The sequence below is a fragment of the Lacibacter sp. MH-610 genome (assembly GCF_045780045.1).
Classification (GTDB): domain Bacteria; phylum Bacteroidota; class Bacteroidia; order Chitinophagales; family Chitinophagaceae; genus Lacibacter.
In genome coordinates, this window is sequence record NZ_CP116002.1 from 3,032,097 (window position 1) to 3,047,213 (window position 15,117).

The 15,117-nt window shown below is 41.7% G+C and carries 11 protein-coding genes; 5 read left to right on the forward strand and 6 right to left on the reverse strand.

The window, feature by feature from the left end; genetic code table 11:
- Nucleotides 1–151: 151 nt before the first annotated feature.
- The 4 genes from PDL71_RS13960 to PDL71_RS13975 form a co-directional block, all read right to left on the reverse strand.
- Nucleotides 152–1,393, reverse strand: a complete 1,242-nt coding sequence (locus PDL71_RS13960; RefSeq protein WP_407522103.1) for an NAD(P)/FAD-dependent oxidoreductase — start codon at nucleotides 1,391–1,393, stop codon at nucleotides 152–154.
- A 5-nt stretch (nucleotides 1,394–1,398) separates the two neighbouring features.
- Complete coding sequence (locus tag PDL71_RS13965; protein ID WP_407522105.1) at nucleotides 1,399–2,238, reverse strand: MBL fold metallo-hydrolase; 840 nt, start codon at nucleotides 2,236–2,238, stop codon at nucleotides 1,399–1,401.
- A 92-nt stretch (nucleotides 2,239–2,330) separates the two neighbouring features.
- On the reverse strand, nucleotides 2,331–3,386 hold the full coding sequence (locus PDL71_RS13970; protein ID WP_407522107.1) for a 4-hydroxyproline epimerase: 1,056 nt from the start codon (nucleotides 3,384–3,386) through the stop codon (nucleotides 2,331–2,333).
- A 1-nt stretch (nucleotide 3,387) separates the two neighbouring features.
- Nucleotides 3,388–5,700 (reverse strand): WD40/YVTN/BNR-like repeat-containing protein, encoded by a 2,313-nt coding sequence (locus tag PDL71_RS13975; RefSeq protein WP_407522109.1) that lies wholly within the window; start codon nucleotides 5,698–5,700, stop codon nucleotides 3,388–3,390.
- Between the two features lie 34 nt (nucleotides 5,701–5,734).
- Here PDL71_RS13975 and PDL71_RS13980 point away from each other — a divergent pair, with 34 nt between their 5' ends.
- From PDL71_RS13980 to PDL71_RS13995, 4 genes are all read left to right on the forward strand, one after another.
- Entirely contained in the window at nucleotides 5,735–7,018 is a 1,284-nt protein-coding gene (locus PDL71_RS13980; protein WP_407522111.1) for a sterol desaturase family protein, read from the forward strand.
- A 116-nt stretch (nucleotides 7,019–7,134) separates the two neighbouring features.
- Nucleotides 7,135–7,716: an RNA polymerase sigma factor gene (locus PDL71_RS13985; protein WP_407522113.1), complete on the forward strand. Its 582-nt coding sequence runs from the start codon at nucleotides 7,135–7,137 to the stop codon at nucleotides 7,714–7,716.
- Nucleotides 7,706–8,311, forward strand: coding sequence for a hypothetical protein (locus PDL71_RS13990; protein WP_407522115.1), 606 nt, complete (start codon nucleotides 7,706–7,708; stop codon nucleotides 8,309–8,311). The genes PDL71_RS13985 and PDL71_RS13990 overlap by 11 nt, the downstream gene beginning before the upstream one ends.
- A 3-nt stretch (nucleotides 8,312–8,314) precedes the next feature.
- Nucleotides 8,315–9,310: a hypothetical protein gene (locus tag PDL71_RS13995; protein ID WP_407522117.1), complete on the forward strand. Its 996-nt coding sequence runs from the start codon at nucleotides 8,315–8,317 to the stop codon at nucleotides 9,308–9,310.
- Between the two features lie 58 nt (nucleotides 9,311–9,368).
- Here PDL71_RS13995 and PDL71_RS14000 read toward each other — a convergent pair whose 3' ends face one another.
- Together PDL71_RS14000 and PDL71_RS14005 are read right to left on the reverse strand one after the other, a co-directional pair.
- Nucleotides 9,369–10,850 (reverse strand): aldehyde dehydrogenase (NADP(+)), encoded by a 1,482-nt coding sequence (locus PDL71_RS14000; protein ID WP_407522119.1) that lies wholly within the window; start codon nucleotides 10,848–10,850, stop codon nucleotides 9,369–9,371.
- A gap of 27 nt (nucleotides 10,851–10,877) precedes the next feature.
- Nucleotides 10,878–11,768, reverse strand: coding sequence for a dihydrodipicolinate synthase family protein (locus PDL71_RS14005; protein ID WP_407522121.1), 891 nt, complete (start codon nucleotides 11,766–11,768; stop codon nucleotides 10,878–10,880).
- A 112-nt stretch (nucleotides 11,769–11,880) separates the two neighbouring features.
- Here PDL71_RS14005 and PDL71_RS14010 point away from each other — a divergent pair, with 112 nt between their 5' ends.
- Nucleotides 11,881–15,081, forward strand: coding sequence for a S8 family serine peptidase (locus PDL71_RS14010; protein ID WP_407522123.1), 3,201 nt, complete (start codon nucleotides 11,881–11,883; stop codon nucleotides 15,079–15,081).
- The last annotated feature ends 36 nt before the right edge of the window (nucleotides 15,082–15,117 follow it).

A 15,117-nucleotide genomic window follows, 5' to 3' on the forward strand; every position in this document is an offset into this window, starting at 1 on the left:
TTTGGGTGACGTTTTTGCGTCGCACACTTCACAGTTCCGTTTCCATGGCAGCGGTGGTCTTCACTTCAAAGTTTACTGATGAAACTCAGACCAGTTACTTATCTCCTGTCAGACGAGGACGTCAGACAGGGGTATAAACACTACAACTGCATCAGTTGAATCTCGAAGGATCATACGGTTTCACATCCACACTCGTCTTTTCTCCATTAGCAATCTCACTCACCAGTTTGCCCGTTCCTGCTCCTAAACTCAAACCAACCATGGCATGACCCGTGGCCACGATTACATTCTCTTTGACTTTACCAATGTACGGAAGTCCATCAGCACTGCAGGGCCTGTAACCATACCACACCTCTTTTTCCTGCGGCAACGGAATTTTAAACTCAGGAAGAAATTGTTGCACGGCTTCCAATATTCCAATCACACGGTTCATACGTGGAGGTTTGTTGGTACTTGTAATTTCCATAGTACCACCAAAACGGATTTTGTTTCCATCCATTGGCGTAATGGCAACACGCCCTTCCTGCAAGACAGCAGGATAATTCAGTTGAAACGGAGAATTTTCTAATGTAACACTATACCCTCTGCCCGGCATCAGTAACAAATCATGACCCACCATCTTGGCCACTTCCCTGCTCCAGGCACCGGTGGCCATTACCACCAAGTCAGCATCATACACATTTTGATTGGTTTTTACTTTTTGCACTTTGCCATTCTGCATTTCAAAACCCGTGAGTTCTTCCCCACCAATCATTGTTACATGGTTCTGCGGCAACAATGCTTTCATACTCTGCATTAATTTTTGCGGATACAGATGTGCATCGCATTTAAAATACAAGGCGCCTTTTATGTTGAGTTTTGCCTGCGGTTCCATGGCCTGCACCTGTTCCCGTGTGAGCATTTCTGCTTCCAATCCCAACTTTCGTGCATCTTCAGCTATATGATGTGAATGTTCTTCCTTAGCTTCTGTTTGATAGTACTCCAGCAACCCTTTATGCTCATAAGCCATATCAAAACCGGGCAACTTATCCAACTCTTCGTAACAATGCTGAGAGAACAATGCAATATCACGCAACGGAATTTCTGATTGTTTCAAATGTTCTTTGGTAGCTACTTTCATAAATTTCAAACCCCACGAAATCAAAGACCAACTCAATCTGGGTTCAACATAAAACGCACTTCTTGGATTCCACATCAACTTCAACCCTTGTTGAACAATGCCCGGTGATGCCAGTGGTATAAAATGACTGGGACATACATAACCCGCATTGCCATAAGAAGCATTGTCCTGAAAATTATGTTTATCAATAACAGTCACATTCCAGCCGCTCTGTTGTAAATAATGCGCTGAACTTAAACCCATAATTCCACCACCAATGACGATTGCTTTCATAAATATTATTCCATGTTTAAAATCATTCCTTCTGTTGCAATGTTAAATCCTTTTTGCCGAACCTCTTTGGCAGCCACACTGTTTGTTTTCAACAAAGGATTTGTATGGTTGAAATGAATGAAGAATATTTTTTGCTTATCCATTGCACTCAGGTTTTTAAAGAGTTCCATACTTTCCTGTACAAACGGATGCGGCACTTCACTCATTTTGCGGTTGGGTAGTTCACCATCGGCAAAAAAAGTAGCATCGAGCAACGCATAATCCACCTGCTTTATTAAATCAACAATACTCCGCTCCCATTTATTCCATTTATCAATATCAGGAATGAATAAAAGCTTTTTGTTTTTTGTTTGAATGATAAATCCTGCTGTTTCTGAAAACTCATCCCGGTGCGGTACTTGTAGTGGAGTAACTTTTATGTTTGATGAAATTAAAACAGCACTGTCAGCTTCCATTTTTCTAAGTTCAATATTATCCAATACAAGCAATTGACTCCATGGCCCATGCATTCCTAAAAACCTATGTAACCTTGGCAAAGTATAAACCGGTACAGATCCGGTATTCATTGCTTCTCTTCCAAAATACATAAGTCCTGTGTAATGACCGATATGCGCATGCGTGAGAAAAACAGAAGACGGAGTAAATCTTTTTTTTGATAAATGAGATTGAAGTGCGGTAAGCTGTTCAGTAATATCCGGTGTTGCTTCAAAAAGATGGAAAGTGCTGTCAGCATTATTCACCAATGCCAGAGAAACCACATGCTTCTTTGTTTCTTTACCGTCATACACTGCCTTACAACATTCTTTCGTACAACCTAATTGCGGATAACCTGCATCTTGTGCCACACCAAGAACTTGTATGAATAGGGATGGATTACTTTCCTGTTTCACTTTACAAGAAATAACAAGCAATAAAATTACTATGAAGCTGATAACTTTCATAACACCTGGAACCCATAAGCATAAGGGTCATCTTCTTTATCAATACTGATGGTATTGTAACCGTAAACTTTAGCCCAGCCTTCTACAGACGGCCGAATAGCTTTGTAATCATTGAGCAGCAGCTCTTCTTCTATACGACCAATAAACTTACTGCCGATGATGCTTTCATGAATAAACTCCTCTCCTTTTTTCAATTTTCCTTTGGCATTCCATTGTGCCATGCGTGCACTGGTGCCCGTACCACAGGGACTTCGGTCAATAGCCTTGTCACCATAAAACACAGCATTGCGTGCTGTAGAAGTTTTATCTATTACTGCACCTGTCCATAATATGTGTGAGCATCCGTTAATCGTTGCATCCTGCGGATGAATGAACTCATAGTTGTCGTTGATGTTCTTTCTTAATGCTCGTGCCCAAGAAATGAGTTTATCGGCTGCATAATGTTCCAGCCCTTTAAAATTCTTTTGCACATCCACAATGGCATAAAAATTTCCACCATAAGCAACATCTACAATCAACTCACCTAACTCAGGGCATTGAACTTTTAATTCTGAAGAATGTAAAAACGCAGGAACGTTTTTCAACTTTACACTTTTCACTTTCGACTTTTCACTTTTGTATTCTATCTCCACCAAACCTGCCGGCGCTTCCATTCGGATAATGCCTGGTATTTTGGGTACAATCAATCCTTCCTCCACAGCAATGGTAATTGTTCCAATCGTTCCATGGCCACACATAGGTAAACATCCACTTGTTTCAATAAACAATACTGCCACATCATTAGCTACATCATGTGGCGGATATAAAATACTACCGCTCATCATATCATGACCACGTGGTTCAAACATGAGTCCTTTGCGTATCCAGTCATATTCTTTTAAAAAGTGTTGCCGCTTTTCGCTCATGTTGGTTCCTTCAAGTTCAGGACCGCCATCTGCTACTAAACGAACCGGATTGCCGCAGGTATGTGCATCAATGCAATGAAACACCCATCCGCCAAAACGGTTGAGCGATGCATTGGGATATTGTTTGGTGATGGGTTTTGATTTCATATTACTTCAATACATTCAAATCATCCAGTACATATACACCTCTTCCGTAAGTACCGATTACTAATTTTTTATCTCTCGGATGAATAAACAGATCATTCACTGAAACAGATGCAGGAAGATTACCATTGATAGCAATCCATGTTTTGCCGTCATCCTTACTCATGTACACACCCATATCTGTTCCGCAGAATAAAATATTTCTGTTATCAGGGTGTTCAACAATCACATTTGCAGGTGATTCAGGAAGATTGGATGAGATCAACTGCCATTGAAATTTTCCATCATTACTGAGCTTATAAAAATAAGGTTTATGATTATCCTGTCTGCGGTCATTCAATGCAAGATAAAGATTGGGAGCACCTTGTCCGGCAGAAGTAAAGATTTTTGCTACATGTTTATTCTTTGGAAGATTATTGGTGATCTCACTCCAGCTTTTTCCATCGTTCATGGTGAGCCACACACGGCCATCATCTGTGCCGACCACCAAAATGCCCGGCACATCACTATCAGCAATCGCCGTGATAGCCTGGTGATAGATGAGATACGGATAAATTCCTTTTGCTGAATCGTTGTTGTAAGAAAGATCAGGGCTGATCATTTGCCATGTATCACCGCCATCAGTTGATTTGTATAAATACTGCAAGCCATGATAAATAGTTCTGCTGTTATGTCTGCTGATCAATGTTGCAGCCAGCCACTCACCACGTAAAGAATCAATTCTTCCTACATCAAATGATGCAAACCGCCTTACACCATCTCTTCTACCTTTATTCATATCTGTTTTCATGAGCCGGCCATAGTAAGAAGATGAGTAAACAATATTCGGGCTATCAGCAGGTATTTGAATCTGCGTGCCTTCACCACCCGGTGCCATTCTCCATGGGCGAAGTGAAGTATCAGGCTTTACTCCAAAAGTATTCATCACATTACCACTCATAGTTCCTTCATCCTGCACAGCGCCAAAAATGTTGAAGGGCTGCTTCATATCATAAGTAACTGTATAAAACTGGGTAGTAGGTATTTTATCAAAGAAGTTTTTCCACTTCACACCGCCATTGAGCGTAATTGAAACGCCACCATCATTCCCCAAGATTATGCGATCCGTATTTTGAGGATCGATCCACAATGCATGATTATCTCCATGGGTCCATGCGCTGGTAGTATCCGTTGCTTCCCATTGTTTCCATGTTTTACCGGCATCATCACTCACTACTTTTGAAACACCAAATGCATAAACCCGGTTTTCATTTTTGGGATGTACCCGTATTTGTGAGAATACCCAACCATAGGTTCCGGAAAAAGGAGTTACAAAATCATGTACTTCTCCCATCTTTTCCCAGGATTCACCTTTGTTGGTGCTGCGGTAAATAGCACCGCCAATTACAACCTTCTGCACTTTGCGTTCATAAGAATCATACTCCTCTTTACGTGGTTCTCGCTTAATATGATGATCATCTACAAACGCATACAATACATTTGGATTCGATCTGCTAACAGCTAAACCAATTCTTCCCGTCAACTTCGTATCGGGCAAACCATTTACAATCTTCTTCCATGTTTTACCGCCATTGGTTGTTTTATAAATATAATCTCCATCCTCCGGCATCGGATCACTCCAGCGACGGCGAATGCGGTTCCACATGCTTGCATACAACGTATTGGGGTCTGATGGATCCATCACCAAATCAATACAACCGCTCTTTTCACTTTCAAACAAAATGTTTTTCCATGTTTTACCTCCATCCGTTGTAAGATAAACACCACGGTCTTTGTTATACGTCCATTCATTACCGCTGGCAGCTACATAAACCATATTTGGATTGGAAGGATGAATAATCACTCTGGCAATGGTTCCTGAATTTTCCAAACCAATGTGCTGAAAATTTTTTCCACCGTTGATGGATTTGTACATGCCTATCCCCGGAAGTGATGCCCGAAATATATTGGCTTCGCCTGTGCCCACATAAACAATATCCAGATTGCTGAGCGATACCGCCATGTTGCCGATGGATTGGGTGGCTTCTTTATCAAACAAGGGCTTCCAGTTTTCACCCCCATCTTCTGTTTTCCATAAACCGCCTGTGGCGAAAGCCGCATAATACACATTGGGATTGCCGGGTATGCCATACACATCTGTGCAACGACCGCTTCTGTTATCCGGCCCTGTTAACCGCCATTGCAGATTTTTATAAGGTGACGACTGCAGGAGTTGTTGCTGTTGATTAAAAGCAGCTATTTTTTGTGCGCCTGTTGTTTGTGCATGAATGAATGGAGCTGCAAAAAAAGCCACTATAAAAAAGAAAATTTGCCTCATAAGAAGATTAGTTAAATTTGAGCAAGCTTGTAAAATGGAAACTTACGGAAAAATTTTATTGATTGCGATGCCGGCCTTTCTGCTGCTGGTTTTGGGTGAAAAATTATACGGTGTTTTAAAAGGAAAAGATACGGTTCGCAACCTGGATATGGTGAGCAGCCTCAGCAGCGGTGTTACCAATGTTACCAAGGATGTACTGGGTTTGAGCATTGCCATCATCAGCTATGAATGGCTGATGGGCAAACTGGCTGTTGTGCATGTACAGAATACCTTGCTCACCTATATCATTGCTTTTATGGCCCTGGATTTTGCAGGCTACTGGGTGCACCGTATTGCACATGAGTATAATTTTTTCTGGAACAATCACATCATCCATCACAGCAGTGAAGAATTCAACCTCGCCTGTGCATTACGGCAAAGTATTTCCAGCATTGTAAAAATATTCGCCATCTTTTTATTGCCTGCTGCTGTACTGGGCGTACCGGCACCTGTGATTGCTGTGGTAGCACCCCTGCATTTGTTTGCACAGTTCTGGTATCATACACAGCATATTGACCGGATGGGATTGCTGGAGAAAATTATAGTCACCCCATCACATCACCGGGTGCATCATGCTATCAATCCTGAATACTTAGATAAAAACTATTCACAGATTTTTATTTTCTGGGATAAGCTCTTTGGCACCTTCCAGGAAGAGTTAAAAGAGGTACCACCGGTTTACGGCATTACAAGACCCGTGCAAACATGGAACCCTATTAAAATTAATTTTCAGCATTTGTGGTTGTTATTTAAAGATGCATGGCGTGCAGAAAGCATCAAAGATAAATTCCGAATCTGGCTGATGCCCACGGGCTGGCGACCTGCAGATGTAGCTGCAAAATTCCCCGTTTACAAAATCAACGATGTGTATCATTTTGAAAAATATGATACCAAAGCTTCTGCTGCTTTGCATGCATGGGTATGGGTTCAGTTAACAATGGTATTATTATTTATTTCCTTTCTCTTTGGCACTATTAAAACCATTAATGATCTCAACAGTACTTATATTTTCTGGTACGGTGGTTTTGTATTTATCATGGTGTATGCTTTGACTGATTTAATGGACAGAAACCGGAGCGCCATTGCAGTTGAAACCATTAAGTGCCTGATGGGCTTTTATTTTCTGCTTAACCAAAATGATTGGTTTGGTATCAGCCTTTATGGTTCGTGGATACCATATGCCATCGGCACCTACCTGCTTATTTCACTGATTGTTACCGGCTGGTTTGTTATAAAACATGCCCGTGAAGACGATGTAAGATTTCTGCAAACAATCTGATCTCCTTTTATTGTTCAAAAGGGTTTCGGCCACTCATCAGCTCCATTATCCATTCATGGGTACAGGAAATTTTTTTCTGTAGCAGGTGCAACATTCTTTTCCTAACTTCTACTTTAATGAAACAAACCGAATCATTGAACACAGCTACCGCCACTCTATCTGCTGAAACGCTGATACAGCAATGCCTCAAGGGCGATACACAGGCTTACCGGCTGCTGTATAACCGCTACAGCCAGGCCATGTACAACACTGCCCTGCGCATTGTAAACCGTACGGATGATGCGGAAGATGTATTGCAGGAAAGTTTTATAGATGCATTTCAGCAACTGGCCCGTTTTGAAGGCAGGAGCACGTTTGGAGCCTGGCTCAAACAGATTGTGGTGAACAAAAGCATCAGCTACCTGCGCAAAAAGAAAATGCTGGTAAGTGATTTGAATGACGGGATGCATGAAATAGCCGATGAAACACCGGCCGATGAAGAGGGATTGTTTTTTTCTGTGGATACAATTAAAAAAGCGGTACAGCAATTACCGGATGGTTACCGCACTGTGTTAAGCCTGTACCTGTTTGAAGAATACAAACAGGAAGAAATTGCTGAGATGCTCAACATCAGTCACGGTACAGTAAGTACACAATACATGAGAGCCAAACATAAATTGGTAAACGTTTTAAAAGAGGGAGCCTATCATGAACAATAAGCTGGAACAATTTATTAAAGACAACAGAAGTGAGTTTAACGATAAACGTCCTTCAAAGAATGTATGGGATGAAATTGAAGCCACTTTACCACAACCCAAAAGAGCAAAAGTAGTAGCGCTGGGTCATGTATATAAGTTGATGGCAGCAGCGGCGGTGGTATGTGTTGTACTTACATCCGTGTATTTCGTTTACATCAAAGAAAAAAATACACAGGGCAGTTTAGCAAATCAACCGCAACAACAGAACCAGATAGCTCCTGAATATGCTTCGCAGTTGAACAAAGAGTTTAATGTAATTCAAACCCGGCAGCAGGAATTAAAGGAAGCCACTGCTTCCAATCCTGAACTGTACAAAGCATTCCTGAGCGATTTGCAGGTGCTGGACAGTACTTATCAAATGCTCCAGAAACAAGCCGGTTCAACACCCAATCGTGATGTAATTATTAAAGCGATGCTGCAAAACCTGAAACTGCAGTCAGAGTTACTGTATCGCCAGTTAATGATAAGCAATGAGCTGAACCAGAAAGAAGAACCCGTAAAAGAAAACAAGAAAGAAACCAGTGCAACCGGAATTTCTCAACAACAAATCATTTAAACAATGAACAAAGCATTTACAACCTTAGTCATCTTTTTACTCGCAGGCCTTACAGTTGCTGCCCAGCAAAGCGGCAGCGGCACCAGGGAGAAAAAACGCTATGAACATTTCAAGGAGCGTAACATCAGTAAAACCTACAATGCATCCGGCAATACCTTGCAGATTGATAACCAGTTTGGTGATGTAAAAGTAATCCTGTGGGAAAGAAATGAAATAAAAGTGGATATTCATATTGAAGCCAGCTCCAATCAACAGGAAGTAGCGGAAAAGTCATTCAATAATATTGATGTGTCTGAAAGCAAAGAAGGCAACATAATAAAATTTAAAACCACTACTCAAAAAAATAAAGGAGAAAGCTGGAGCTGCAGAAACTGCAGCAATACGATGAATATCAGTTATACTATTCAGCTCCCGGCCTCTACACCATTGAAAATTGAAAACCAATTTGGCGCTACAATTATCCCTGATTACAATGGAACTATTTCACTCATGCAGAAGTTTGGCGATTTAACGACCGGCTCCCTTTCAAAAATTGAAAAACTATGGGTAGAGTTTGGAAAAGCCACTATTGAAAGTATGAGTAATGCCAACGCTACATTCAAATTTTCATCTGTATCAATAGGTAATTTATCCGGCAATAATACCATTAAGATGGAGTTTTGCAGCAGCAGTAAATTAAACCTCAGTAATAACTTAACCGGATTGAACCTGAATGAAAGTTACAGTACCGTGAATCTGCGTCCTGCTTCCAATCTTTCTGCTTCTTACAACATCCGCACCAGTTTCAGTACGTTAAAAGATAGAAGCAATGCCAATATCAAACGTGTAGATGAACCCGATCGTTACGGGCCTGATTCCAACAAAGAATACGAAGGTAAAAGCGGCAGCGGCGCTGCAAAGATTGAAATCAAATCCAGCTTTGGTAAGATCATCATCGGTGAAGCCACGGCTGAGGAAATGGACGACAAAAAGAAAAACAAAGCAAAAGCAGAGATTTAAGTTTAAGATAAATGAATACCTTGTCATCAATCCGCTCCTTTTCAGGAGCGGATTTTTATTAAATCCTGTTTTTTGTCCATTCGCCATTCACTCTTCGTAATATCTGCAACGGATTTTCATTCTTCAATTCATCCGGCAGCAACTCATTGCTCCAGTTTTGATATGTGATAGGTCTTGCAAAGCGTTTAATGGCATCAGCGCCTACTGATGTAAATCTTGCATCTGTTGTTGCCGGGAAAGGGCCGCCATGATGCATACTCAGGCACACTTCCACACCGGTAGGAACGCCGTTCATTACTAAACGACCACAGGTATTTTTTACGGCCTCCACTAATGATTCATGACCTTTAATATCGCTGGCTGTTGCCATAAGTGTGGAGGTGAGTTGTCCTTCCATTTGTTGAGCTACCAGCAACATTTCATTGGCATTGGCACAACGGATCACCAATGAATAAGGCCCGAAAACTTCTTTATGCAATACAGGATTATTTAAAAATGTCTTTGCATCAACTGTGGCAATAGTAGGCAACCCTTCATTTGCTTTTACGTCTGTTTCACTTTCAGCTACGAGGTGAACGCCATCCTGTAATAATGCATTGCCTTTATTTTCTTTATAAGCTTTTACAATTCCTGCATGTAACATAGCTGCGGGAGGTATTTTCTGAATGGCTTTCCCCAGGTCATGAAGAAAAGATTTCAATGCATCACTTTCAATACCAATGATCAATCCAGGGTTGGTACAAAACTGTCCGACACCTAATGTAACAGACGCTGCATACATGGCAGCTATTTCAGTTGCAGATGCGTTTAATTTTTCGGGCAACAGATAAACAGGATTCACACTGCCCATTTCTGCAAAAACAGGAATGGGTTCTTTGCGTTGATTGGCCCAATCAAATAATTGTTTACCGCCGGTATAAGAGCCGGTAAAACCAACAGCTTTGGTATAAGGATGCATCACTAATGCTTTACCTACTTCAAAACTTTGTCCGTACACATGTTGAAAAATTCCCTCCGGCATATTTTGATAAGCAGCGGCATTTAAGATAGCATCTGCCACAATATGTGAAGTTTCAGCATGTGCAGGATGTGCTTTTACAATCACGCTGCAACCGGCAGCTAATGCAGATGCCGTATCTCCTCCCGCTGTTGAATAGGCGAAAGGAAAATTGCTGGATCCAAATACTACAACAGGACCCAACGGTACCATCATCTTCCGTAAATCAGGTTTGGGTGGATTCTTATCAGGAACGGCTGTATCAATACTGATCTCCATCCACTCAGCTTTTTCACAGGCATCAGCATATTGGTTTAACTGCAGAATCGTTCTGGCACGTTCTCCTCTCAGTCTTGCTTCGGGCAAGTTTGTTTCTTTCATAGCCGTATGAATGAGATGATCGCCACACTTTTCCAGTTCTGTTGCGATGGCTCTCATAAATCCCGCCCGTTTGGATAACGGCATTCGTTGATATATTCTAAATGCAGCCTGAGATTGCTGCATGACTTCTTCTATCTCTTTATTCGTAAAATCTTTAAACATGTAGTTGTATTGATAAAATCACAGCAATTATAAAACCGGTCGGTTGGCAATTCCGTCACGGATAATTTTTAAAACCTGCTCTCTTTCCGCTCCCTCGAGCGTTAACCGTGGTGCTCGAACGTGTTCACTGCCCAAACCAACTTCTGCTTCTGCCAGTTTTATGTATTGTACCAGTTTGGGATGAATATCTAATTCCAGCAAAGGCATAAACCAGCGATAGATCTTTGTTGCTTCAGCTATTTTTCCTTCTTTCACCAATTGATAAATGGCAACGGTTTCTCTAGGAAAAGCACAAACCAATCCTGCCACCCAACCATCAGCACCCATCACTAATTCTTCCATTGCCAATGTATCAACACCACAAAGAATTTTAATACGGTCGCCAAAACGGTTGCGCATGCGTGTTACATTGCTGATATCACGTGTGCTTTCTTTTACTGCTGTGATATTCAAACAGGCAATCAATTCTTCAAACATATCCAGTGTTACTTCAATCTTATAATCAACCGGGTTGTTATAAATCATGATGGGCAGATCTGTTGATTGTGCTACCGTTTTAAAATAGGTAACCGTTTCACGGTGATCACTTTTGTAACGCATGGGTGGCAGCATCATTAAACCGGAAGCACCCCATTCCTTAGCTAAAGCCGCCTGCTTTACGGCTTCACTGGTACTGCCTTCAGCAATGTTTAAAACAACGGGTACTTTACCCGCTGTTTGTTCAACAGCAAAGCGTACCAGTGTTTCTTTTTCTTCTACTGAAAGAACACTTGCTTCTCCGAGGGTTCCACCAAGGATTACCCCTTTTACCCCGGCTTCTAACTGAGCATTCAGATTTTTTGCAAACAGGGGCAAATCCAATGCATCATCAACAGTGAATTTGGTTGTAAGAGCGGGAAAAACACCTTTCCATTCCATTATATAGCTTTTTATTGGAGCTAATTTAAAGCTTTAGCGCTGATAAAAACATTTGTGCCACCACTATCATTTCAACGTTTCAACAGTTATATTTGGAGACTAAATCAAGCGTATGAGAAAAAAGCTACTATGTACACTGCTGCTGTTTATTTGCAGTATTCATTTATTAAAAGCCCAACCGGCAAAAGATTATCATCTCTATTTACAATCCGGTACTGTTCTACCGGCAGAAAATGCAGCATCTGCTACAAAGGATGATGCTGTTTTTACAACAAACCTTTTTGGAGGCAAGTATTATGTAGTGATACAGTTTTATGAACTGCCGGATGAATTTAAAAAGACGCTTTTAAAAACGGCCGGTGTAGAGCTTTTGCAATATCTGCCCCGTTACGCATATACTGCTGCCGTTTCAAAAGATGTGAATCTTGAGCAGATTAAAACAATGGGCATCAGAAGTTTTACAGCTTTAACCGCTGCACAAAAATCATCATCAGAAATCAATAAACGAAACATTCCTTCACATGCGGTGAAGCAAAGCGGCTGGGTAGATGTTACTATTCTTACGTTTGAAAAAATGAGTACCGGTACCTTACTGCCCTATGTACAGTTACTGAACGGTACTATCATCAGCAGTGCCGAAGCATTTCAATCATATACCATCCGTATTCCGCAAACCAACTATCTGCAGCTTTCACAATTACCCATAGTACAATGGATGGAATTTGCACCACCACCCAATGAGCTTGAAAATTTACCGGGCCGCACCCTGCATCGTGTAAATGTTTTGCAGGAAGGAAGCCGTAATTTATTGGGTGATGGAATTAATATCGGCATCTGGGATGGCGGACCTTTGGTTTCACATCTTGATTTTTTACCGGCGGGAAGAGTTGTAAATGTGCAAACAGGAACGGCGATACAACACGCATCGCATGTAGCTGGTACTATCGGCGGTAAAGGCATCATCAATCCTGTTGCCAGAGGTATGGCGCCAAATGCTAATATGTTTTCCTGGGATTTTAACGGAGACATTCAATCAGAAATGGCTGCCGGTATTCCTGCCAATAACCTTGTGATCACCAGCCACTCCTATGGCTTCAGTTTTTCGGGAGCCTGTGATATCACCAATAGCTTACTGGCCTATAATTCCATTGCAAGAAATACAGATTTAAATATCAATAATTTTCCGCAACACCTGCATGTACATTCAGCAGGAAACTCACAGGGCTCCTGTGCAGGTGTAGGTGGTTACTTTACAATTACCGGAAGCGGCAAACCGGCTAAAAATAATTTAGTCGTAGCCAATATCAGCTCAGCAGAAAATCTCTCCAGTTCCAGCAGCGTTGGCCCCGTACATGATGGCCGTATTAAACCGGAAATAAGCGGCATGGGTTCCAGTGTGTTCTCCATCAGCACACCGGCTAATACCTATGCAACACTTTCTGGGACTTCTATGGCAACACCGGGAATATCAGGAACAGCAGCATTGCTCTACCAACGTTATAAACAACTCAATGCAAATAATAATCCACCATCAGCGCTTATAAAAAATGTTATTTGCAATACCGCAAAGGACCTGGGCAATGCCGGGCCTGATTATAAATTCGGCTTTGGCCGTATAGATGGGTTACTGGCTGTAAGAACATTGGAAGAAAACCGGTATGTAGTTAACAATGTGGCGCCGCTTGGTAACAGGGAATTTACAATCAATGCTCCCGCAGGCACCAGCCGTTTAAAAGTGATGATCACCTGGAATGATCCTGCTGCTGCTTCCAATTCAGCCATTGCATTGGTTAACAATCTCGACCTGATGGTGTTTAAAGGAACAGATACAACACGGCCCTGGATTTTAGATAAAGACAATCCTTCAAACACAGCAACCCGTGGCAAAGACAATATCAACAATATTGAACAGGTTACAATTGATAACCCAAGCGGCACTTATACGGTTCGTGTAGAAGCGATTGATATTCCTGTTGGCGCCTCACAGGAATACTTTGTAAGCTGGCAACTGGAAGGAACAGGTATAGAAGTAACCTATCCTAATGGAAACGAAAAACTAAGTCCGGGTACTAGTGAAACAATTACCTGGAACAGTAATGGTATTACAGGAACACAAACAGTAGAATACTCTTTGGATAATGGCGCTAACTGGGTTGTGCTTAATAATGTTTTAGGTGCTACTACCAATCGTCTTACATGGACGGTACCTTCCGGCGCTAATACCACAACTGCTTTAATACGTGTATCCAGCGGTGCTGTTAGTGATGTAAGTGATGCCAACTTTACCATTTTTGGTACTGTTACAGGTTTAGCAGCAGGCACTAATTGCAACCAGGGGCAACTTACGCTTAACTGGACTGCCGTTGCCAATGCTACTGCTTATGATGTTTTGCGTTTGAATGAAACCACAGCACAGTGGGAAACAATCGCCGCAAACGTAGGAACTAATACACATACTATTACCGGTTTAACTCCATTATCCGGAGCATGGTATGCTGTTGCTGCAAAAAATAGCACCAGCGGTGCAGGAGGTTTCCGTTCCAATGCCATCAATGCAACGGTATCTATTGCAGGTATTACACCCGGGAGTATTACCGGTAATAATTCAGTTTGTGAAGGCAGTACTTCTGTAACCTACAGCATTGCTGCAGTTACGGGCGCTACCGGTTATACATGGACTGTACCTACAGGCGCTGTAATTGAATTTGGCCAGGGAAGCACTTCTGTAACAGTCAGCTATCCTGATGGAACTGTTTCAGGCGATGTAACAGTAAGGGCGAATGATTCAAGAGGCTGCAGCAGTAATACTGTTACAAGAGCAGTTACCGTTAACCCGAAGCCCACTAAACCTGTTATTAACTGGAACGGCACAATATTAAGTACCGGCAGCGGTTTAGCATCGTATAAATGGTACCTGAACAATGTACTCATCAGCGGAGCTACTACTAACAGCTATACACCCACTGCAAGCGGTTTGTACAAAGTGGAAATTACCAACATCAATAATTGTGTGAATATTTCTGATGAGTTCAATCTTACCCTTACATCGCTCAACGAAGTTTCAATTGAAGGAAGTAAGGTTTCTTTATTTCCAAATCCTGTAAAAGATGTACTCAACTTTAATGTAACACAGCAGAACCTGCGCCGGATGGAAGTTTCGATTCTTACGGTTGATGGAAGAGTGATGAAGCAGGCTGTATTGCCCAACGGTAATTCAAAGATGAGTTTAGAACAACTTCCCACCGGAACTTACCTTGTAAAGATTCAGCAGGGCAATGAAACAAGAACGATTAAAGTACAGGTGATCCGTTAAAAATAAATTACGGTGAAAATAAAACGGCAACTGGTT

Coding starts and splice junctions, on each gene's coding strand:
- PDL71_RS13960 (WP_407522103.1), bottom strand. CDS start 1,393: ATGAAAGCAATCGTCATTGGTGGTGGAATTATGGGTTTAAGTTCAGCG.
- PDL71_RS13970 (WP_407522107.1), bottom strand. CDS start 3,386: ATGAAATCAAAACCCATCACCAAACAATATCCCAATGCATCGCTCAAC.
- PDL71_RS13975 (WP_407522109.1), bottom strand. CDS start 5,700: ATGAGGCAAATTTTCTTTTTTATAGTGGCTTTTTTTGCAGCTCCATTC.
- PDL71_RS13980 (WP_407522111.1), top strand. CDS start 5,735: ATGGAAACTTACGGAAAAATTTTATTGATTGCGATGCCGGCCTTTCTG.
- PDL71_RS13985 (WP_407522113.1), top strand. CDS start 7,135: ATGAAACAAACCGAATCATTGAACACAGCTACCGCCACTCTATCTGCT.
- PDL71_RS13990 (WP_407522115.1), top strand. CDS start 7,706: ATGAACAATAAGCTGGAACAATTTATTAAAGACAACAGAAGTGAGTTT.
- PDL71_RS13995 (WP_407522117.1), top strand. CDS start 8,315: ATGAACAAAGCATTTACAACCTTAGTCATCTTTTTACTCGCAGGCCTT.
- PDL71_RS14000 (WP_407522119.1), bottom strand. CDS start 10,850: ATGTTTAAAGATTTTACGAATAAAGAGATAGAAGAAGTCATGCAGCAA.
- PDL71_RS14005 (WP_407522121.1), bottom strand. CDS start 11,768: ATGGAATGGAAAGGTGTTTTTCCCGCTCTTACAACCAAATTCACTGTT.
- PDL71_RS14010 (WP_407522123.1), top strand. CDS start 11,881: ATGAGAAAAAAGCTACTATGTACACTGCTGCTGTTTATTTGCAGTATT.